The sequence below is a fragment of the Paenibacillus sp. N3/727 genome, assembly GCF_022637315.1.
In the GTDB taxonomy this organism is placed as follows: Bacteria; Bacillota; Bacilli; order Paenibacillales; family Paenibacillaceae; genus Paenibacillus_AQ; species Paenibacillus_AQ uliginis.
Window position 1 is genome coordinate 5,921,029 of sequence record NZ_CP093336.1, and the last position, 20,560, is coordinate 5,941,588.

Sequence of the window (20,560 nt, forward strand, 5' to 3'; positions counted from 1 at the left end):
AATATTCGAAACGTTTTGATTAAATACCTTCAACTCCGAAAAATCCAAAATTATATTGATTTTAAAGCATTATACCTCTTAAAACACCTATCAATAATCCGGTTAAGAAAGGGCCAATAACGCCTCCTTAATCGAAACGTTTCACAAAATAGGGACGCAAAAAATCAGGGCAGGGGCAGCCAATCCAGCACACGCTGGATTTTATAGTCCCAGTATCCCCATTCATGTTCACCCGGTTCTTCCTCATAAGTCACTTCGATCCCCAGGTTCTCCGCATATTGACGGAAGGTTTGATTGTCTTGATACAAAAAATCTTCCGTTCCGCAGCACTGATACAACCTTGGTTTATTCCCTTCATATGCCGCGAATTTCTCGGCCAAGAATAACAGATCGTCCCGGCTACCTTTCAACCTGTCCACATTACCAAAGAGCGCGCGGATTTCGGACTCCTGAAAGGCCGGTCCAGCAGCACGACTGGCAAGATCGAGCCCACCTGACAGGCTTGCGCCAGCTGCAAAACGCTCCGGATAACTCATAGCCAGCTTGAACGCACCATACCCGCCCATCGAAATTCCTGCCACAAAGGTGTCTTCTCTTCGGTCTGATATCGGAAAAAACGACTTAACAAGCTGAGGAAGCTCCTCGCTAAGAAACGTAAAGTATGGCAATCCGTTAGCCATATCCATATAATAGCTTCGTCCCACACCTGGCATAACCAATGCGATGCCCTTACTCTCAGCATACCGCTCAATAGACGAATTCCGCATCCACTCTGTGTGATCAGCTCCCCGGCCGTGCAGTAAGTATAGCACCGGTAGCTTGGAAGAATGGCTGGTTGGATCTAAGCCTGACTGCGGTAAAGATACAAGTATACTCGTAGAAAGTTCAAGCGTCTCTGCATAAAAATCACATGTAATCCATGCCATACTTCTTCACCTCCCTGTCCGGTACTTCGTTTATCAGAACTATTTTTTGCCTACGGATTCGCGCTCCATCATTTCGGTTGTCAGCATGTACTCCTTGTTCACTTCTTCACCACCCAGGATCTGAAAGAGCAAGTGTGCAGCAAGTGAACCCGCCTCACTCTTTGGCTGACGAATCGTCGTTAACGGCGGATTCACATACTCGGCAATTTGAATGTCGTCAAATCCGATGACGGATACATCTCCCGGCACGGATATCCCACTTTCCTCAAATGCCTTCAGTCCCCCGATCGCCATCTCGTCATTACCGTAAAACACCGCTGACGGAAGTGATCCCTGCATAATCATCATTTTAGTGGCATTATAGCCACCCTCACGCACGAAATTGCCACTGAGCCGCCATTTCGACTGTTCCTCTAAACCAGCCTCCGACAGCGCCCGCAAATATCCCTGATAGCGAAGCTGGCTGTCGTACGAGTCATTCGGACCGCTTATATAAGCAACACTTCTATGACCGGCGTCAATCAGGTGGCGGGTAGCGGTATAACCACCCTGCACACCGTCTACAAGGACATTAACCAAATATTCGCTCGATATTTCCCGATCCATCACAACAATCGGAAAGCGGGGTCCAGATGTCTCAATTAACACTTCGTCACGAATGTTAGGCGCGAGTATGATTGCACCGTCTGCCCGCTTCTCCTGCAAAAATTTGACTGCCGTGGAATCTCTACCGCCCATAGAACTGCAGGCAATCAGGTCATAACCATTGGTCAGTGCCACCTCTTGTACACTGCGGATCAGCTCTGAGTAATACGGTCCGGAAAGATCGGTCAAAATGAGGGCGATTGTCTTTGTGCGGCTACGCTTCAAATCCATGGCAAATCCGTTCTTGCGATAATTCAACTGCCTTGCCGCCTCAAGCACCTTTGATCTTGTCTTGGCACTCACCCTGCTGTCGCCACTTAACGCATACGAAGCAGTTGACAATGCAACCCCAGCAAGCTTCGCCACATCCTTTATCGTTGCCATTCCATTCCGCCCCTTCTATTCCAAGAAAAACTCTATCTATTGTTATTTCATACCGGAGATCGTATATCCTTCTATAATGTGCTTTTGGAAAAAAGAAAAAATGATAATGATCGGAACGACCATAAATGCCGCACCTGCCATTTGCAAACCGAAATCACTACCGTGCTGGCCTTTAAGGAGCTGCAAGCCGACGGAAAGCGTATAAAGAGATTGATCGTTCGCCATTATGAGCGGCCACAAAAAGCTATTCCAGGCGCCGATAAAAGTCAATATCCCTTGTACCGCAAATACCGGTTTGGTGATCGGGACAATAAGCCGGAAAAATATCCGCAGCTCTCCTGCTCCATCCAGCCGCGCTGCCTCGATTAGGTCCATCGGAATCGTCGTCATAAACTGACGGAACAGAAAAATACCGAAGGCTCCAACCAGACCCGGCAGCACAATGCCCGCCATCGTGTTCGTCAAACCCATTGCATTAATAATCAGGTAGACAGGTATCATCGTTACCTGCCCCGGAATCATCATCGTTGCAAGCACGAGGTAAAACAATTTTTTATTACCCGGAAACTCGAACTTGGCGAATGCATACCCTGCAATCGCATTGAGCATCAAGCCAATGAACCCAAAAAACACGATAATAAGTGTATTTCTCAGGTAAACCAAAAAGTCCATCTTCACAAACAAATCCACATAATTCTGAAAGGTAAAATCTTTCGGTAAGAGTGTCGGTGGAATCGCCGTAAATTCATTTTCCGGCTTGAATGAGGAAGTGATCATCCAGATAAACGGGATCATCATTAGTAATCCTCCTGCAATGAGCAGAGCCGTCATGAGTGTTTTTTCTATTCTTTTAGATGCCATGCTCTATACCTCCTTCGGTTACGATACGGTTTTCCCGCGTGAACTTAATACTCAACATCTTTTTTCTTCAAGGCGAATTGCGCCATCGTCGTGATAATGAGAATGATGAAGAGCACAAATGATCCTGCGGCCGCATAGCCGAAATTGCTGAGCTGGAAGCCGTTGTTGTAAATGAATAGCGCCATCGACATCGTTGCGTTGAGCGGGCCGCCTTTTGTCATGACCAGCGGCTCTTCGAAGAATTGAATCCAGCCAATCAGCGTTGTAATCGTTACAAAGAAGGTTGCAAAGCTAAGCAGCGGCACTGTAATAAAGAAAAGTTTTTGCCGCTTGTTCGCACCGTCGATCTCCGCAGCTTCATAATAAGAACGCGGGATACCCTGCAGTGCAGCAAGGAAAATAATCATGTTTAAACCGATAGATTTCCAGACCGCCAACAATATGAGTGACAGCTTCGCAAGTGTCGGATCGGTCAGCCACTGCTGTGCCGGAATTCCAACCAAGGACAATATATAGTTAAAGAGGCCATAATGGCTGTTGTATAAGTAACCCCAAACAACCGCGACCGCCACGATGTTCGTAATGGAAGGCATATAATAGACAACACGGAACGTCTTAAACAACCATCCCGTACCGTAGTTAAGCAGCAGTGCAGCGCTCATGGCAAGCAGTACAACGAGCGGCACCCCGATAATAACATAGAACAAAGTGTTATAAACGGATTTCAGGAAAACCGGATCTTTAAAAACATTAATAAAATTGTCGAAGCCGACGCCTTGAATGTTTGAGTAATCTGCCAAACCGGCAAGGTCAATATCCGTGAAACTGATGACCAGTGCAATGATGATAGGAATGATCGAGAACGTCAAAAGCAGCAGAATCGCGGGCGCAATAAACATATAAGGATACTTATATCGGTTAAAGCGCTTGATAAAGTTCTGCAATGTCATTCACCTCCTGTAAGTGTAGGTTTCCGGTAATACGTGACTCTCCTTGATGCAGTCAGGCCTGTTTCGTCCTATGACGAAACAAGCCGGGCTGCGTAACACTAATTTTTATTTCTTCGACAATAGCTCAGTAGCCTTCGTGTTCAACTGTTCCATTTCTGTCTTCATGTCAGCACCGCCAACGGTAACTCTCTCAAAGGCTGCGATTGCCTCTTGGGAAATGGCATCCCATTCTTTAATGAACGGAACTGGTTTGGCGCTTTCTAACTGCTTTCCGAATGTAGCAATGATCGGATCTTCAAATCGCGCGTCTTCCCATGCACTCTTTACAGCAGGCAGGTTTTTGGATATATCGTAGTTTTTCAGCTGCGTTTCTTTTTGGCTCATGAAGTCGATGAATTTAACAGCTTCTTCTGCGTTCTTGGTAGTGCTGAATACAGACAAGTTTGCGCCACCGAGGAATGATGAATTGCTTTCTTTGGCTGGAAGCGTTGTGGTAGCCCACTTCCCTTCAATCTCAGGTGCTTTCTCCTTGACGCCCGAAATCATCCAAGGCCCACTGATAAACATCGGAAACACTCCGTCTTTAAATGCAGCAAACAGATCCAGGTCGGTTGCGATCGGTGTCATTCCATCATCATAGAAGCTCTTCAGATATTCCATAGCTCCCATAAATTCTGGTTCGTTAAAGTGAGGCGTACGGTTCTCATCAATCATTGCGCTTCCATTCTGCCAAGCAAACATGGATAGATAGTTCATATCTTTAGCATCGATCGTTATAGCGTAGTTGCCTTCTCCTCTAGCTGCCAGCTTTTTACCCGCATCCTTCATATCATCCCAAGATTTCGGACCTTCCGGATAGCCGACTTCAGCCAAAGTGTCTGTACGGTAGAACAGTGCGCGTGTTTCCACGTAATACGGAATACCGACAACCTTGCCATCGTAACTCATCGTTTCTACGGCGCCGTCAAAATAATTTTCTTGTTTCAAACTCGGGTATTTATCCAGATATGGCGTCAGATCCAGCAGAGCTCCGGCTCCTGCAAATTCCGGAATCCAGGTTGTTCCCATCTGTACTACATCAGGTCCGCTTTTGGATGCAACTGCCGTAAGGAGTTTATCGTGCGCGCTGCCCCAAGGGATCGATTGAACATTCACCTTAATTCCAGGGTTTTTTTCTTCAAATTCATTAATCAAGGTCTTATCTGTTTCGTCGCCCATAAGCCAAACTTTCAATTCTTTGTCCTTGCCTCCGCTTTCTCCGCCAGAAGAACTATCAGATTCCTTTGAACCACATCCGGCTAAAACTGCTGAGAACACAAGAAGCGTTGCCAAGATCAGCGATAATGACTTCCTTTTCATTCTACATTCACCCCGTCTTTTTATTTACCTGCCTGTAAAACGTAAATTGAAAGCACTTACTTCGAAACGTTTCGATTTTGTTCGAAAAAATAAAGACGTCGGATAATGAGTTGATTTATAATCCTTTTGTCCCTTTATTGCTTGTATCAAGCACCTTCTCATGCTTTGTCCACGTATGCAGGTGCTCATGGAGATGATGTTATATTCTAGTTGATTGCTTGATAACTTAAATATTCGTGTTATGTTTTGAAACGTTTCGACAGGTTCATTATAGCGCCCTCTGAGAGCGATTTCAATATGCTTTTTAAATTTTTTAAAGTCTTTTTTTTGACATATGGTGTAACATCGTTTGCACAAATTACAAAAGCAGCAAGCTCTAATTTGCGCCTGCTGCTTTCATAACCATGTATGTTTCTCTATCACCTAGAGTAGTTAGAGCGTTCGAATGACTTGTACTTTTATGCGGAAATGCTCTCGTGAACTGGACGGCCCTTACTGAGCCGAGCATGAATAATAAATGACAAGAACGACATCACCGCCGTTCCCACAGCTAACCAGGCTACCGGGGTCAGTCCTCCGCCATCATAGAGCGTGCCCATGGCGAAAGGTCCGAAAACTCTTCCGGCCGAGCCCATGCCACCTGCCACTCCAATGTAGAACGGGGCGGCATTTCCGGCACGATCCGCAATGAATGCGGGTATCGCTGGTGAGATCAGCATTTCACCGAGTGTCGCAAGCACCATAGCCAGCACAAATCCCGGATAGTTGTTCATCACAACAATGACCATATATGCCGCTGCATAAAATACGGCACTTATCGTCATTTGCATCGTTTCGGTACGGGCGAACCACCGCTTGATGAGTGTCGTCAGCGGCTGGGCAGCAAAGATCAGAATGCCGTTAAGCGTCCACAAGTAACTGAAGGCGGTCTTTGGCATCCCTTCTGAAATAATATGTGGCGATACACCGGTATTCCATACCGACATACCAAACCACATAAAGAGCGACCCAAAACCCATGAACAAGTATATCCGGATGTTCCCCAAAAGCGCCCATGCACCAGGTCCTGCAGGCAGCGGTGTCTTCACCTTTGGATGATGGCCTTCTTCCTCCCTTTCCCCCGATCCGTCAAGACGGGTTAGATAGGTCAAGAAAAAGATTGCAAAACCGACTGAAGTCAATCCATTCGCCACAAAGCTCAGGTGGTACGAAATTTCGGCTAAGAACCCGCTCATGGCAGTCCCTAGAGCAATCCCGATATTATTGGCTACATAAATAACGTTAAACAGCTCTCCACGACGGTCGGCAAATCGGAAACCGATAAATGCCTGAATCGCTGGCAAGGATACCGAGTTACAAAAACCGATAAACAACATCATCGGGAGCAAGAAAGGCCAGAAGCCGTTAATAAACGGCAACGAGAACAGTCCGAGCGCATTCAGCGCCAGCGAGCCGACGATCAGCCTTTTCACACCGATCCTGTGATACAGCGCACCGCCAAACAATTGTCCGGCTATGCCCCCCACAGACTGAAGCAAAATAACAAGCCCCGCGTCTTGCATACTACGTCCGAGCTCATCAAACACATACATCGTTGTCAGCGGCCACATGAGTGAACCGCCGGCGGAATTCACGAGGCTCGCTACGAGAAAACCCCTTACTTCTTTAGGATACTGCTGTAAAAATTTCATCTGTCACTCCCGTTAACTCGTAAGAATTAATCTATCTCTACAAAAGAAAAAAGCCCCAATGGGCTTTTCTATTTTTCGTATAAGAAAAAAGTAGTCTTGGCCTAGAATATAGTATTGCTCAATTAGGCGTCTCAAGCAAGTACATTCAGTGACGCTTTACCTTAGCTACAACAAGGCGGGAAGTCTTTGAGTGTTGTTATTCTTTGCTTCTACTCTGCAGATTCCGCTTTCTTGCCGGTATACGGATTTGCACGGAGGTACCAATCCCGACCCGGCTGAAAATGGATACGCCATACTCATTACCGTAATGCAGCTTCACACGTTGATCGATATTCCGAATACCGCAGCCCATGTGACTATCATCTCGAGGATCAAATATTTCATCAATTCTCTCCTGCTTCATGCCTAGACCATCATCAATGATCCGGTATACAATGGAGTCGCATTCCTTCATTACAGAGATCCGAATATGAATCCGATCCCCGCTCCAGGCATGTTTCAACACATTTTCGATAAAAGGCTGCAAAATCAGCTTTACCGTTTCGTAAGACCATATATCCGCATCAATATCGAAGCTCACTTCCATACGCTGGCCGTATTTCACCTTTTGGATATCCAGATAAGCAATCGCCTGCTCTATCTCTGCCGCAATCGGAATCATCGTTTTTCCTGAATTCAAAGTAAGACGATAGAATTGCGCCAACTGCACGACCATGTTCTGAAGTTTTTCGGTTTCACCGAATTTTGCAAGCTGGTTAATAGACGACAACGTATTGTACAAAAAATGAGGGTTAATCTGAGATTGCAGCATTTCAAGCTCTGCTTCCTTCTTTTGCAGCTGGGTCAGATACACCTTATTGATTAACGCTTCGATATCCTCGCCCATTGCATTCAGAGCATTGGCAATCTGAGGGAACTCCCCCCTCCCGCGGTACGCAATCCGTTTATGCAGATCCCCTTCACGAAATGAATTAAGCACCGATACAATTTTCATAATTCGTTTGGAAAAATACTGAGAAATTAAAAATCCCGCATATGTAAAAAGCACCACGCACAGGATACAAATAATAATAAAAACGGTACGAACCCGCTTGGCTTCCTGTTCGATAATGTTAAGTGGAACTTGCGCAACGATCTTCCAGTTTTGCTGTGGCAGACTCTCTTCAATCGTCAAATAGTTCTGTTTATCCTCTTCAACCGCCTTTCCTGAAGTATATACGACATTCCCGACAGGGTCCACCGCCGACAGCATGCTGCCTTTTCCAAGCTTCGTGTAGTCGACACTTTCGAACAATTCTGAAATACGTACGCTAAACCGCATAATTCCCACTTCCTCAATTTCAAGCGGGTTTTGCATGTCAACTATACGGCGAATCAGCGAGATACGTCCATCCCTCTCATCCTCTTCGACCTGTTTCCACAACATCGTCTCATTATATCTTTCTGTCGGTATCGTAAAATACCAGAACTTATTAATAATATTGCTCATATGATAAATATCAATCGTTTGCTCGTTAAAGTCCTGATTGTTTTTATTCTTCCATATCGGGTAAATTGTTTCATTATGAAAATAGACAGACAGTCTTAAATTTAATCCCACGGCTTTTGAGGCACTCTCCAGCTTCGGTGTAATCACCTTGTTCATTCGAGTATAATTGTTGGAGCCCGTCTCCTTCTTCCGAATACTCTGGATCAGGGCTTGATCGTCGTAGAGCGTGAAGGATGTTTGAACGATATCATCGACTTTATAGGCTACATTATCACGTATCTGCATCAATGTTCCCTGGATGTTCACACGGGTCTGCTTACGCATGGAAGCGTCATACATAGAATGGGATATATAGAAGTTTACCGAAACGAGTAACAATATAAATATCAAAAAAGTCAGTATCAGCTTGTATCCGATCGGTATGTATCCCGGCCTCTTTTTATTAGCTGTGATGGATGGCATGGAGCGCATAATCATTCATTCTCTCTCTTTCGATATTCCATCGGAGTGATACCGAACTTCTCCTTGAATTGCCTGCTGAAATACGGAAGATACCGATACCCTACCTGATCTGCCACTTCATAGATTTTCATTCCGGGCTGTCTTAACAGCTCACATGCCTTTTCCATGCGAAGCTGCACTAACAGTTCATTAAATGTATTTCCTGACTTCTCCTTGATCAGAAAGCCAATGTGACTGGGAGAAAAAGAAAAATGCTGCGCGATATCTTTAATCGTAATATTCTCACTCATTCGCTCTTTCATGGTGTTGATAACATTTCGAATGAATTTGCTGTCCTTCGAATTGGTTTTCTCATACAGCCTCTCGGAAATTTCAAACATACGCTGTCTAAACCATGAACGTATATCACTGACAGTTTCAAACTGCATCAAAATATCCAAATGATGAATTTCCATGCCCAATAGCTCAAACAAGTCTTCATTTCTACTGCTTAAATACTGATCCAGCTTCCAAATAATATAGTTGGACATATTATGAACGGTAAATCGGGAGCGCAGACTCGTTATCGTTCCGAACAATTTTTCGAGCTCATCACAGATTTGAACAAGTTCGTACCCCTCCATCGCGTTCAAAAGGGCGGTCATCCGCTCGTCTAGCATACGTGCATCAAGCATCCCCGGTTCAGCACTTACATCCTCGTACTTAATCACACTTCCCTTACCCAGGAACATCTTCCCTTCAACTGCCTCTACTGCCTGCCGGTACGACATTTGTAGCTGATCCATCGCGTGCGCAGGTTCCCCAATTCCCGTTGTAATCGATGACGATAGATGTTGCTGTACTCTTTCGGTCAATGTACTCACCATTCGATTGGCCGAATCGTCTTCAAGTAATAATGCAATTCGTTGAGAAGAAAACTTGCAGTAGGGGATCATGCCGAGACCAGTTATACTTTCGTGAATTTGCTGCAAAAATATCCTCGACATTTTCCGCTGCGAAGTAAAGTCCCCTGCTTGTCTCCAAGGCAAATTATCCAGCTCCATAACCGCTACGCGAATCGGCCAATTCATCTGATCGAATCCATAAGACATCGTTATCTTGGATAACGATTCCTCTGATTCCTCTCTTTCGAGCAAACGAATGAGAATATCGCTTTTGACAATAGGTATCATCTCGTGATACGCCTTCTCCACCTCGCGCTGTTTGATTTCTTCATCCAGATCCCGCTTTACCTTGAGCAATGAAGAAACCAATTCGCTGTCATTCATCGGTTTTAACACATAACTATAAGCCTTCAGGGACAACGCTTGCTGTACGTAACTGAATTCCTGATAACCACTGACAAATATAATCCGTATATTAGGTTTGCGTTCAAGCGCAATGCGCGCAAGCTCAAGTCCAGACATGTAGGGCATATTGACGTCACTAACTAAAATGTCAATGGTTTCCTTCTCTATAATTTCACAAGCCGACAGTGCATTGTTTACGCTCCCCTTCACTTCCATGCCGAGATCGGACCAAGGAATAAATCTCTTCATCCCTTCCAAGTCAAGTTCTTCATCATCCACCAACAGTACCTTGTACATGGAATCCCCCCCAGATCATTGTCGGAACCTATCCTATAAATCCGCGATCATATCATTATCATACTTGACAAGCTGCCTTTCAGACACTAAAAAATAAGAAAATATTGGAGAAAAAATAGAGATATCCCAAAGAATCCAATAGATTCTTTGGGATGTCATCAACACTTTATTGGCTCAGTTCCATTATTTTTTATTCATTTTAGTCAAGTTATCCTGCCATTTAGCAGTACGCCATTCCAGAAGTTTCTCATATCCAAGTCCCATTAAATCATTGTTGCCCTGATCGAGAATTTGGTCGACTTCTTCGTCACTTTTGGCCATAACTGATTTGGCGTAAATCTCCAGGAACATTTCATCGACGGATGTCTGAATAACTCCTTCTTCAGACTCCGGATCCGGATTAAGGTTAATAAATTCCGTAACGTTATATTGGGTAGGCCAAGTGATCGTTTGCTGATAACGCGTTCTCCAATCCTGCTCCTCGAACGGAAGCTTTGCCATGTATTTGTATTTGGCAGGATCAATGTAGCTCGTATTACCTACAAACATAACCGGTTCATTCTTGGTTTGAATTTCGGCTACTTCTTTCGGATCATAAGTCTCAGGGAAATTCGGTTTGCCTTCTTCATCAAAACCTTTCCAGTTCTTGCCCTCTGGACCAAAGAATTGAACGTTCATACCTTCTGGACTTGTATACCAGTCAAGGAAAGCGAAGATCGCTTCTGGGTCTTTGGCAGCTGTTGTAATATACGCCGCGTTCCATCCAAAACTCGTGTACGTGCCTGGGTAAATTTTATTCTTATCCAGACCCGGCTTGTGTATTGGCCAGATCATGAAATATCCGCCGTTCGGATCGTTTTTGATTAATTCCGGTTGCGCTTCACCAGCAAACGTTGTCGGACTGGATCCGGCAAATACGGCTACTCTTCCTGTCATAACTTTTTCTAATACTTGGTCTTCGGTTTGGTTAAAGGCGTCTTGAGAAATGAGTTTCTCTCTATACAACTTAGCGATGTATTTCTGAGCCTCGCGGAATACCGGATCAGTCAATACGGACGTCAGTTTGCCGTCCTTCGGAACGGCGCGCAAGCCACTGTTGAGATAAGTATAAAGTGCACCTTCACCGAATGCTGTGTACAGAACACCCAGTCCTTGCATATCCTGTGCACGATGCGGCTCAAAAGGAATAATGCTGTCACCGTACTTCGCTTTTACTTTGACCAGGTAGTCGTACAGATCGTCGGTTGTTTCGAGCTTAGGTTTTCCCAGCTCTTCATAGATTTTTTTATTAACAACGTAACCTGCATTACCAAAAGGATTGGCTGAATACCAGTTCGGGAACATATACAGCTTGCCATCTTCTGCACGAAGCATGTTAAGATCGTCGCCCATCCACGTTTTCAAGTTAGGGTACTTATCCAGATACTCATCAAACGCTACCAGCTTTCCTGCCTTGAGAAGTCTTTCCATATCCGGATGATTACGATCCGTCCAGATCATTTCAGGCAGCTCATCCGACGCCATCATCGCACTAAGCTTTTGGGAGTGGGCTCCTGCTGCCGCGATCATATTGATTTTTACCTGCTTTTCCTCACTAAGATATTTACCGATAGGAGTGCTTTCATATTTAGGGAAATCGGAATTATTATAGTGGGCGTAAGCCGAAAATTCCAACGGTTTTTCTCCAAGCACCCATTTGCTATCTGTATTTTCAGCTGGTGGTTCTTTGTTTTCGTTGTTTTCCTTCTTTTCCTCGTTCTTCACTGTTGTTCCAGGATTGGACGTATTGCCGTCACCGGACTTACTGCATCCAGCTAGTGCCGTAACCAGGACCAGAAACAGCGATACCATGACTAGTAGCGGCTTTCTCATCTTTCTCATTCACTAAACCCCTCTCATTCTTGAATATATATGTTCAAAGCTATTCGCCTTAAACCGTTCCCCATGCTACTCTTTCAGTGAGCCTACCAGTACGCCTTTGACAAAATACTTTTGCAAGAAAGGATATACTGCGATAATCGGCATGGTCACAACGATCATCATCGCCATTGTGAGCGATTTCGAAGTGATTTGCTTTGTCTTCTCCATAAGTGCAACCGATGCGCTATCCAGCAAAGAGCTCTGCCCGGATACAATATTGGCATTCAAGGTTTGACGTAATATCGTCTGGATCGGCAACAATTTTTCATTGGTGATATAAATGCTCGGCAAAAACCAGTCGTTCCAGTGGGCAACAGCTGTCAACAGAGCCAGCGTAGCGATAACCGGTCCAGACAGAGGAAGAATAATTCGAAAGAATATGCCCCATGTACTGCAACCATCAATATTTGCGGATTCTTCCAATCCGACCGGAAGACTCTTGAAGAAAGTACGGAAAACAATCATGTTCCACACACTGATCAAAGACGGAATAATGAATACCGCAAACGAATCCATCATGCCAAGTGAACGGATCAGGAGGTAGGTTGGAATCAACCCACCACCAAAGTACATCGTGAAAACAAAGAACACCATGTAGTAGCTACGTCCGATCAGGTATGTGCGGGTCATTCCATACGCCAGGAGTGCAGTCATAAATATGGAGCTTACCGTCCCGACAATGACACGAGCCACAGATATTAGAAATCCGTTTATCAAACGTTCGTCTTTCAATATGATTTCATAGTTTTCCAATGTGAACTCTCTTGGCCAGAAAGTGATCCCGCCCTTGGCGGTATCTACGCCCACGTTGAATGATACGGCGATCGCATTCCAGAACGGATAGAGAGCCGAGAAGGCGAGTAAACTGAGCAAGGTATATATCACGACAAGCATGACCTTGTCGTTAAAGCTAATTCTTTTTAACATGTTGTACCTCCTACGGGCGGACTGGTTCTTACCATAAGCTGTTACCGGATCTGCGGGCTACATAATTCGCAATCGTAAGCAACCCGATACTGATGATTGCCTTGAATAATCCGATAGCAACCGCATAGGAATACCGGTGCGTCCCGAGACCCACGCGATATACGTAAGTGTCAATAACGTCCGAAACCGGCCTCAGCACCGGATTGGTTGCCAAGAGCAAGATGTCTTCAAAACCTGCATTGAGCAGATTTCCGATAGCAAGAATCATGAAGATAGCGACTACTGGTATGATGGAAGGTAGCGTAATGAGATAAATCTGCTTAAACTTGCTTGCCCCGTCAATATCCGCAGCTTCATACAAATGCGGATCGATACTGGCAATCGCCGCCAGATACACGATAGAAGAGAACCCGATTTCTTTCCACACATTGACCGAAACCAGGATTGACCAGAAATATTCTTTCAATGAGAGGAAGTTGATCGGGTCGTCTATCGCTCCTACTTGTTGCAGAATCATGTTTATGCTTCCATTCTCCGTGGAGAGCATGGCCATGGTAAGACCAGCCACGATAACCCATGAAAGAAAGTGAGGCAAATAAGTGATGGTCTGAATAATTCTCTTGAAAAACATATGGCGAACTTCATTCAGCATAAGCGCGAGTATAATTGGCGCCGGAAAACCGATACAAAATTTCAATAAACTGATGATAATCGTATTGCGGATCAGCCTCTCAAACTCCGGTGCGTTGAAAAAAGCTTCAAAATGCTTAAATCCTACCCAGGGATTTTCCCAGATGTTCGAGCCTGTGAACAGGTTGTAATCCATAAATCCGGTTAACACCCCGTACATCGGCAGATAGGAAAATATGAAAATCAAAATAATTCCTGGAATGACCATCAGCTGGACATCCCATTGCTTCAAAAAGCGTACTATGAGGCTTTTGTTGTGAGCCTTAAGCTGCCGGGACACCGGTGGTTGCTGCTGTTCTGTTGTCGCTTGCGGCATGTTCTTCCTCCCGTGTTCAATTGATATAGATACCTGCGGATACTTCAGAAAGCGTCTCTATTCATCTGTAAGTAACCGTTTGCAATGCACTTAAGAACATTCTACCTTTGGGAATTTATTGAAACTATATAATAAAACCCCGATTTTTTATACTTCTACGGGATTTTTTGAAAATTGCTTATTTAAAAAAGTATAAAGAAGAGCTGTCCTGTCCTATCAACTTGATTCATAGCTTGTCCCTAAAAACGAGCACGAGCTACTTTTTTTCATCATGAGACACGGTTAAACCACGCTATCTGTAAGATTTCCCATAGAAATATCGAGAGTCGCTCAATTGGCGACAGTGTCTTGTAAACCACTAAAATAGATGTCACAATTAATAGAATACAAGCAATGTCTGCAAAGACCTCACCAAACCGTTTGAGAAAAAAAACAATGTGCATTTGATATGAGGAGGACACAAACTAATGAGAACAATGAAACTTGGAAGCAGCACATTAGAGATACCGGTCGTTGCGGTCGGCTGCATGCGCATGAACTCACTGGAGAAAACCGAGGCTGAGAAATTTGTTCAGTCAGCTCTGGAAGAAGGTGTAAACTTCTTTGACCATGCGGATATTTATGGTGGTGGAACATGTGAGGAAATATTTGCGGATGCAATCGATATGAATGATGATATTCGTGAAAAAATCATCCTTCAATCCAAGTGTGGAATTCGACAAGGGATGTTCGACTTTTCCAAAGAGTATATTTTAGAATCGGTGGACGGTATCCTTAAACGATTGAAGACTGATTATTTGGACGTTTTGCTTCTACACCGTCCAGATGCGTTGGTTGAGCCTGAAGAGGTAGCAGAAGCTTTCGATCTTCTTGAAAGTTCGGGAAAAGTCCGGCATTTCGGTGTTTCCAATCAAAATCCACTTCAAATCCAATTGCTGAAGAAGTCGGTGAAGCAGCCGCTTGTTGCAAACCAATTGCAATTAAGCATCACTAACGCCAATATGATTTCTAATGGAATTAATGTAAATATGGAGAACAACTCTGCTGTAAACCGGGATGGCAGTGTACTTGATTATTGTAGACTTAACGACATTACCATTCAACCTTGGTCACCATTCCAATACGGATTCTTCGAAGGTGTATTCCTTGGAAACGACAAGTTCCCGGAGTTAAATCAGACGATTGATAAAATGGCGGAGAAATATGAAGTTAGCAACACGACCATCGCAATCGCTTGGCTTTTACGCCATCCAGCACACATGCAACCAGTCATCGGCACGATGAATATCGATCGGTTAAAAGATTGCTGTAAGGCAAGTGAGGTATATTTGACACGTCAAGAATGGTACGAGATTTATCGTGCAGCAGGCAATGTGCTTCCTTAAAGCAGTGCGCTCAGTTGTGTGACAAAAGGGGATGTCCCAAGAGGTCTATTGACCTGGGACGTCCCCTTTTGTCTGTTATAAGACGCTGCGTGTACGCATCGTTCCTTATATGTGAAGCTTTACCTCAACCACAGTCGAGAAGAAGGTAGCACCTTCACCGAGATCAGACAGCCGATCTGATGTGAGAGCATTGGCCCGCTGCTTGCGCCCCTCACCTTCCCACCATAGTCCCTGGCTTACAACGGTACCAGGCAGCATTTTATCCGTCACCTTGGCGCGTACCTCATATGTTCCACGATCATTATATACGGTAACCCACATGCCATCCTCGATGTCCCTCTCTGCCGCATCTTCCGGATGGATTTGCAGAAAAGGCTCCTTCTCCAGCTTCTGATGCTTAGGAACATTAGCAAATGTGGAGTTAAGGAAGTTATGGTTCGGCGGCGAAATAAACATCAGTGGGTATTTATGGCCCCGCCCCCGACGAATGCCGTCATATCCTTCTTTCAGCGGTACATAGGTCGGCAGCGGCGGAAGCCCTGCTGTCTCCATTGCAGTCGAATACAGCTCGATCCGGCCTGATGCCGTCGGCAGGTTGTTCAAGTACGAGGCGTATGGCGTCATATCCAGCTTCACATGACGGTGTTCTTTCAAACCGCTCAAGGTAACCCCGTTCAGGTACGGATTGTCTGGATGATCCAGGGCACGAGCAATCATGTCTTCTTCACTTTCAGAGAAAGCAGCCTCATTAAAGCCCATTGCGCGTCCCAGAAGAGAGAATAGTTCCACATTACTTTTGCTCTCACCCTGAGCTGGAATGACTGGTTCCTGTAATTGTATATATTGATGCCAGTAAGAAGCGAACACATCGGTATTCTCGAAAGAGGATGTCGCAGGCAGTACGATATCGGCGTACTTGGCCGTATCCGTCATAAACAAGTCATGCACGACGGTGAACAGATCCTCCCGTTCAAATCCGGCACGCACCCGCTCCGTATCCGGTGCCACAACGAGCGGATTGCTGCAATAAACGAACAGCCCTTTGATAGGCTTGTCCGTCATAGCAAGTGCCTCACCAATCCGATTCATGTTAATTCTACGGGCTTCCGGATTCGGGCGCAGATCCGACCGTTCCAGCGCATCGCTGTTCATGCTGCTATATCCGCCGTTCATTTTGGTTGCACCGCCGCCTTGCTTCAGCCAGTGCCCGGTAAGACCTGGCAGACAAGTGATACTGCGCACGGCCATACCGCCGTTGTCGTGATGCTGAAGTCCATTGCCAATATGGATATGAGCGGCCTCTGCCTGGCCATACATAGCCGCCAATCTTTCGATATCGCTGGCAGGAATGCCCGTTACTGAGGATACATATTCAGGCGTATACCCTTTCACATGCTCCCTAAGCTCCTCATGTCCCAAGGTGTATTGCTGCATAAACGCCTCGTTCACCAGACCATCCCGGAACAAGATATGCATGATACCAACAGCAAGCGCCGTATCGGTTCCCGGATGAAGCGGAATAAACCAATCCGCCCACTGCCCGGTCTGGTTTCTGTGCACATCAATAACGACCACCTTGGCCCCGTTTTTCCGTGCTTTCTCAGCCAGCACAACCTGATGCATATTGGTGCTGACAATGTTGCCGCCCCAGACGATAATGACATCCGCATGAACGGTCTCTTCCGGAATGGTCCCTCCGTTAAAACCCATTACCGACTTCCAGCCTTCATTTCCAGCTGAATTGCATATGCTCTGCTTCAGCTTGCTCGAGCCGAGAGCGTTGAAGAACCTCCGGTCCATTCCGTCTACGCCAAGCACGCCCATATTACCATAAAAGCTATACGGCAAAATACTTTCGGACCCATATTCCTTGGAAAGCGTCTTAAACCGCTCCGTAATTTCCGACACCGCTTCATCCCAGCTGATCCGCTCAAAAATCGCAGCGCCTTTTGGGCCGGTCCGGCGAAGGGGATATAATATGCGTTCCGAATGATACACCCGTTCCGCCATGTTCCGTACTTTGTTGCAGATTGCGCCCTGTGTGACAGGATGCTCTGGATTTCCAGCCACCTTCACAATTTTCCCGTTCTCTTTATGCAGCAGCAGGCCGCAAGTATCCGGACAATCCAGCGGACAAACCGCTGGGAATACGCCATTCTCCTCATGAATCATTCCGTTATCTCCCCCTTGAAGTAAGCTGCATAGATCCTTTTATCTTAAAACGAAGAAGGCTTTTTCGTAAAGTGGACACATTTTTTAAACTTTTTATAAAATTCCTTCTTCTTATGTGTTTCAGCCTTCAGCCAGCTGGGTAAGTTCGTAACAAGAGCATGTAAGAGGAACCAGACCCTTTCTCTTATTGCCGTATCATGGACTACTCCCAAAAAAATTCACCATGCCAGGTTTCTTCCCCCGAAACCTGGCATGGCGAATTTTTTTTGTATGCTTTTATAAATTAGGCGTGTTTCTTCTTCAATTCCGATGAGTAACCCGCTTTAGCCGGAGCTTGCCCCTGATCAACCGCTGCCGGTTTACCATCCTTCAGGTATACAGCCCAGTATGCCAATGCTACGAATATCGCACCTCCGACCATATTGCCAAGCCAGACAGGAATAAAGTTCATGAAGTATTCTCCCCAGCTGAAATAGCCTTCAAAAATCGCCGCTGGAATCAGGAACATATTAGCTACCACGTGCTGAAATCCGATTGCTACAAAAGCCATGGTCGGAAACCAAATTCCGAGAATTTTACCGCTCATATTGTCAGACCCGTAGGAGAGCCATACAGCCAGTGCTACGAGCCAGTTACAACCGATACCGGAAATGAACGCCTGCAGGAAGCTATCATCCAGCTTATGTCCTGCCAAATCCACCATCTTGTCTAGATAAACACCACTGCTCGTCAATCCAACGACATGCCCGAAAAAGTAAGCCACAAATATCGCGCCTACAAAATTGCTCAAGGTGATGAGGGACAGATTCTTAAGCGCTTCGCCCCAAGTAATTCGCTTTGCCACTTTAGCCAGTGATATCGCCATCATATTGCCTGTAAGCAGTTCCCCTCCGGCAAGTAAAACTAAGATGAGTCCGATCGGAAACACGGCTCCACCGATTAAGCTGACTATTCCGCCCAACTCTTTAGGTGTACCGGAAATTACACGTATATTAAGTAGATAACCTAGCGCAATAAATGCTCCAGCCAAAAAGCCAAGAATCAATACGGTCAAAAGTGGATTATGTGCTTTTTTGACCCCATTTTCCACTGTAATCTCCGCAATCTGTTGCGGCTTATGGTATGCCATCCCTCTATCCCCTTTGTACTATTTATCTTAAAAGTTATCTATTTTATTTCATTTTAACGTAAGTAAAAATTTTCGAACGTAAATTATGTCACGTTTGTGTACTGTAATACATTCCCTGGACTACTACACCGCTTTAAGGCTTTAATTCGATTTATTTTTTCTTTATAATGACTGAATGGATGGGTCATACATCGGGAAATCTATCTAAATAACATCTAGGAGACTCCATTTATGAATTTGAAACAAAGTCTGCTTCGCAAAAAACCAATCCCCCTTCTGCATGGCGGTGAGGTTCGTTCCTCTTTGAAAAAACAGCTGGGCGCACTGGACCTCATCGTCCTTGGCGTCGGCTCTATTGTGGGGACAGGAATCTTTGTATTAACAGGCGTAACAGCGGCTACCCATGCCGGACCGGGACTTATTCTCTCGTTCCTGCTGGCCGGAGTTATCTGCGCCTTCTGCGCGCTCTGCTATGCAGAGTTCGCTTCAACAGTGCCCGTATCAGGAAGCGCCTATACCTACAGTTATTCTACTTTTGGAGAAGGATTCGCCTGGATTTTGGGCTGGGATCTTGTTCTGGAGTATGGCTTTGCCAGTGCACTCGTCTCCAGCAGCTGGTCCGGTTACGTTCAGAGCATACTGGCTGGATTCGGCATTCATCTGCCGACGGCGATCAGCAGTGCTTTTAACCCTGCCGAGGGCACTTACGTTGACGTTCCAGCCATTATCATCGCTTTGGTTGTCGCTTGGATCATTTCCCGCGGTGCCAAGGAATCTACCCGTCTAAACACGTTTATGGTATATCTGAAGGTGGGCGTCATCCTGCTGTTTATCGGAGTCGGTATGTTCTATGTCGAACCAGATAACTGGACTCCCTTCATGCCCTTCGGATTCGGAGGGGTTATGACCGGTGCAGCTATCGCTTTCCTGGCGTATATCGGATTCGACGTCATTGCAACGGCAGCGGAAGAAGTGAAACAGCCGCAGAAGAACCTTCCGATCGGCATTCTCGGATCGCTCGCCATCGTATCCGTTCTATATGTAGCTGTTACCGCTGTTCTGACGGGTCTTGTTCCGTATGATCTGCTGAACGTGAAAGACCCTGTCGCTTTTGCACTGCTTTATATCCAGCAGGACTGGATGTCGTACTTTATATCGCTCGGCGCCATCGCGGGTCTGACTACGGTGCTTATGGGAGTTATGTTCGGGCAATCCAGACTGCTGTATTCACTGGGCCGGGATGGACTGCTGCCGAAAAAAATGAGCTCCGTTCATCCCAAATCAAAATCGCCGAAATTCAGCACTTGGGTAACCGGTATCGGGGTCGCACTGTTCTCCGGCCTCGTTCCCCTTGGTAATCTGGCCGATCTCGCAAGCATCGGAACGTTGTTTGCCTTCATCTCCGTATCGCTCGGGATTATCGTGCTGCGCAAAACCCATCCGGACCTGAAACGCACATTCCGCGTGCCCTTTGTACCGTGGCTTCCGCTGATTGCAATCATCAGCTGCGTATACTTGCTGACTACGCTGCAGCGTATCACCTGGATCGGCTTTATTGTATGGCTCGTGATCGGGATAATCATTTACGCCGCTTACGGATACCGGAATAGCAGACTTGGTAAAGATGAACCGTCTTAATAAGATTTCTTCCTTCTATATAAAAGGGAC

At 45.6% G+C, this 20,560-nt stretch carries 15 protein-coding genes; 2 read left to right on the forward strand and 13 right to left on the reverse strand.

Annotated features, from left to right (window positions below):
• Window positions 1-164 precede the first annotated feature (164 nt).
• From MNQ98_RS27675 to MNQ98_RS27725, 11 genes are all read right to left on the reverse strand, one after another.
• Complete coding sequence (locus tag MNQ98_RS27675) at window positions 165-926, reverse strand: alpha/beta hydrolase (RefSeq protein WP_241931043.1); 762 nt, start codon at window positions 924-926, stop codon at window positions 165-167.
• Between the two features lie 39 nt (window positions 927-965).
• The gene (locus MNQ98_RS27680; protein ID WP_241931044.1) at window positions 966-1,955 is read right to left on the reverse strand and encodes a LacI family DNA-binding transcriptional regulator; all 990 of its coding nucleotides are present in this window, start codon (window positions 1,953-1,955) and stop codon (window positions 966-968) included.
• Window positions 1,956-1,997: 42 nt separating this feature from the next.
• Window positions 1,998-2,816 carry a carbohydrate ABC transporter permease gene (locus tag MNQ98_RS27685; RefSeq protein WP_208917416.1) on the reverse strand — a complete coding sequence of 273 codons (819 nt, stop codon included), beginning with the start codon at window positions 2,814-2,816 and terminating at the stop codon, window positions 1,998-2,000.
• 44 nt (window positions 2,817-2,860) lie between these two features.
• Window positions 2,861-3,748, reverse strand: a complete 888-nt coding sequence (locus MNQ98_RS27690) for a carbohydrate ABC transporter permease (RefSeq protein WP_481856797.1) — start codon at window positions 3,746-3,748, stop codon at window positions 2,861-2,863.
• Window positions 3,749-3,871: 123 nt separating this feature from the next.
• Window positions 3,872-5,125 (reverse strand): sugar ABC transporter substrate-binding protein, encoded by a 1,254-nt coding sequence (locus MNQ98_RS27695; RefSeq protein WP_241931046.1) that lies wholly within the window; start codon window positions 5,123-5,125, stop codon window positions 3,872-3,874.
• A gap of 458 nt (window positions 5,126-5,583) precedes the next feature.
• Window positions 5,584-6,816: an MFS transporter gene (locus MNQ98_RS27700; RefSeq protein WP_241931047.1), complete on the reverse strand. Its 1,233-nt coding sequence runs from the start codon at window positions 6,814-6,816 to the stop codon at window positions 5,584-5,586.
• A gap of 196 nt (window positions 6,817-7,012) precedes the next feature.
• Complete coding sequence (locus tag MNQ98_RS27705) at window positions 7,013-8,782, reverse strand: sensor histidine kinase (RefSeq protein WP_241931048.1); 1,770 nt, start codon at window positions 8,780-8,782, stop codon at window positions 7,013-7,015.
• On the reverse strand, window positions 8,779-10,353 hold the full coding sequence (locus tag MNQ98_RS27710) for a response regulator (protein WP_241931049.1): 1,575 nt from the start codon (window positions 10,351-10,353) through the stop codon (window positions 8,779-8,781). The genes MNQ98_RS27705 and MNQ98_RS27710 overlap by 4 nt, the downstream gene beginning before the upstream one ends.
• Window positions 10,354-10,536: 183 nt before the next feature.
• The gene (locus MNQ98_RS27715) at window positions 10,537-12,234 is read right to left on the reverse strand and encodes an extracellular solute-binding protein (protein ID WP_241931050.1); all 1,698 of its coding nucleotides are present in this window, start codon (window positions 12,232-12,234) and stop codon (window positions 10,537-10,539) included.
• Between the two features lie 66 nt (window positions 12,235-12,300).
• Entirely contained in the window at window positions 12,301-13,200 is a 900-nt protein-coding gene (locus tag MNQ98_RS27720) for a carbohydrate ABC transporter permease (protein ID WP_241931051.1), read from the reverse strand.
• 28 nt (window positions 13,201-13,228) lie between these two features.
• Window positions 13,229-14,206 (reverse strand): ABC transporter permease, encoded by a 978-nt coding sequence (locus MNQ98_RS27725; RefSeq protein ID WP_241931052.1) that lies wholly within the window; start codon window positions 14,204-14,206, stop codon window positions 13,229-13,231.
• Window positions 14,207-14,673: 467 nt separating this feature from the next.
• Between MNQ98_RS27725 and MNQ98_RS27730 the strand changes: the two genes are divergently transcribed.
• The gene (locus MNQ98_RS27730) at window positions 14,674-15,591 is read left to right on the forward strand and encodes an aldo/keto reductase (protein WP_241931053.1); all 918 of its coding nucleotides are present in this window, start codon (window positions 14,674-14,676) and stop codon (window positions 15,589-15,591) included.
• A 105-nt stretch (window positions 15,592-15,696) separates the two neighbouring features.
• On the opposite strand, the gene MNQ98_RS27735 is transcribed toward MNQ98_RS27730, so the two are convergent.
• Both MNQ98_RS27735 and MNQ98_RS27740 read right to left on the reverse strand, forming a co-directional pair.
• Window positions 15,697-17,763, reverse strand: coding sequence for a molybdopterin-containing oxidoreductase family protein (locus tag MNQ98_RS27735; RefSeq protein WP_241931054.1), 2,067 nt, complete (start codon window positions 17,761-17,763; stop codon window positions 15,697-15,699).
• A 283-nt stretch (window positions 17,764-18,046) separates the two neighbouring features.
• Window positions 18,047-18,892 carry a formate/nitrite transporter family protein gene (locus tag MNQ98_RS27740; protein WP_241931055.1) on the reverse strand — a complete coding sequence of 282 codons (846 nt, stop codon included), beginning with the start codon at window positions 18,890-18,892 and terminating at the stop codon, window positions 18,047-18,049.
• Window positions 18,893-19,123: 231 nt separating this feature from the next.
• Between MNQ98_RS27740 and MNQ98_RS27745 the strand changes: the two genes are divergently transcribed.
• The gene (locus tag MNQ98_RS27745) at window positions 19,124-20,530 is read left to right on the forward strand and encodes an amino acid permease (RefSeq protein ID WP_241931056.1); all 1,407 of its coding nucleotides are present in this window, start codon (window positions 19,124-19,126) and stop codon (window positions 20,528-20,530) included.
• The last annotated feature ends 30 nt before the right edge of the window (window positions 20,531-20,560 follow it).

Coding starts and splice junctions, on each gene's coding strand:
- MNQ98_RS27725 (WP_241931052.1), bottom strand. CDS start 14,206: ATGCCGCAAGCGACAACAGAACAGCAGCAACCACCGGTGTCCCGGCAG.
- MNQ98_RS27675 (WP_241931043.1), bottom strand. CDS start 926: ATGGCATGGATTACATGTGATTTTTATGCAGAGACGCTTGAACTTTCT.
- MNQ98_RS27685 (WP_208917416.1), bottom strand. CDS start 2,816: ATGGCATCTAAAAGAATAGAAAAAACACTCATGACGGCTCTGCTCATT.
- MNQ98_RS27745 (WP_241931056.1), top strand. CDS start 19,124: ATGAATTTGAAACAAAGTCTGCTTCGCAAAAAACCAATCCCCCTTCTG.
- MNQ98_RS27715 (WP_241931050.1), bottom strand. CDS start 12,234: ATGAGAAAGATGAGAAAGCCGCTACTAGTCATGGTATCGCTGTTTCTG.
- MNQ98_RS27735 (WP_241931054.1), bottom strand. CDS start 17,763: ATGATTCATGAGGAGAATGGCGTATTCCCAGCGGTTTGTCCGCTGGAT.
- MNQ98_RS27730 (WP_241931053.1), top strand. CDS start 14,674: ATGAGAACAATGAAACTTGGAAGCAGCACATTAGAGATACCGGTCGTT.
- MNQ98_RS27680 (WP_241931044.1), bottom strand. CDS start 1,955: ATGGCAACGATAAAGGATGTGGCGAAGCTTGCTGGGGTTGCATTGTCA.
- MNQ98_RS27720 (WP_241931051.1), bottom strand. CDS start 13,200: ATGTTAAAAAGAATTAGCTTTAACGACAAGGTCATGCTTGTCGTGATA.
- MNQ98_RS27695 (WP_241931046.1), bottom strand. CDS start 5,125: ATGAAAAGGAAGTCATTATCGCTGATCTTGGCAACGCTTCTTGTGTTC.
- MNQ98_RS27740 (WP_241931055.1), bottom strand. CDS start 18,892: ATGGCATACCATAAGCCGCAACAGATTGCGGAGATTACAGTGGAAAAT.
- MNQ98_RS27700 (WP_241931047.1), bottom strand. CDS start 6,816: ATGAAATTTTTACAGCAGTATCCTAAAGAAGTAAGGGGTTTTCTCGTA.
- MNQ98_RS27705 (WP_241931048.1), bottom strand. CDS start 8,782: ATGATTATGCGCTCCATGCCATCCATCACAGCTAATAAAAAGAGGCCG.
- MNQ98_RS27710 (WP_241931049.1), bottom strand. CDS start 10,353: ATGTACAAGGTACTGTTGGTGGATGATGAAGAACTTGACTTGGAAGGG.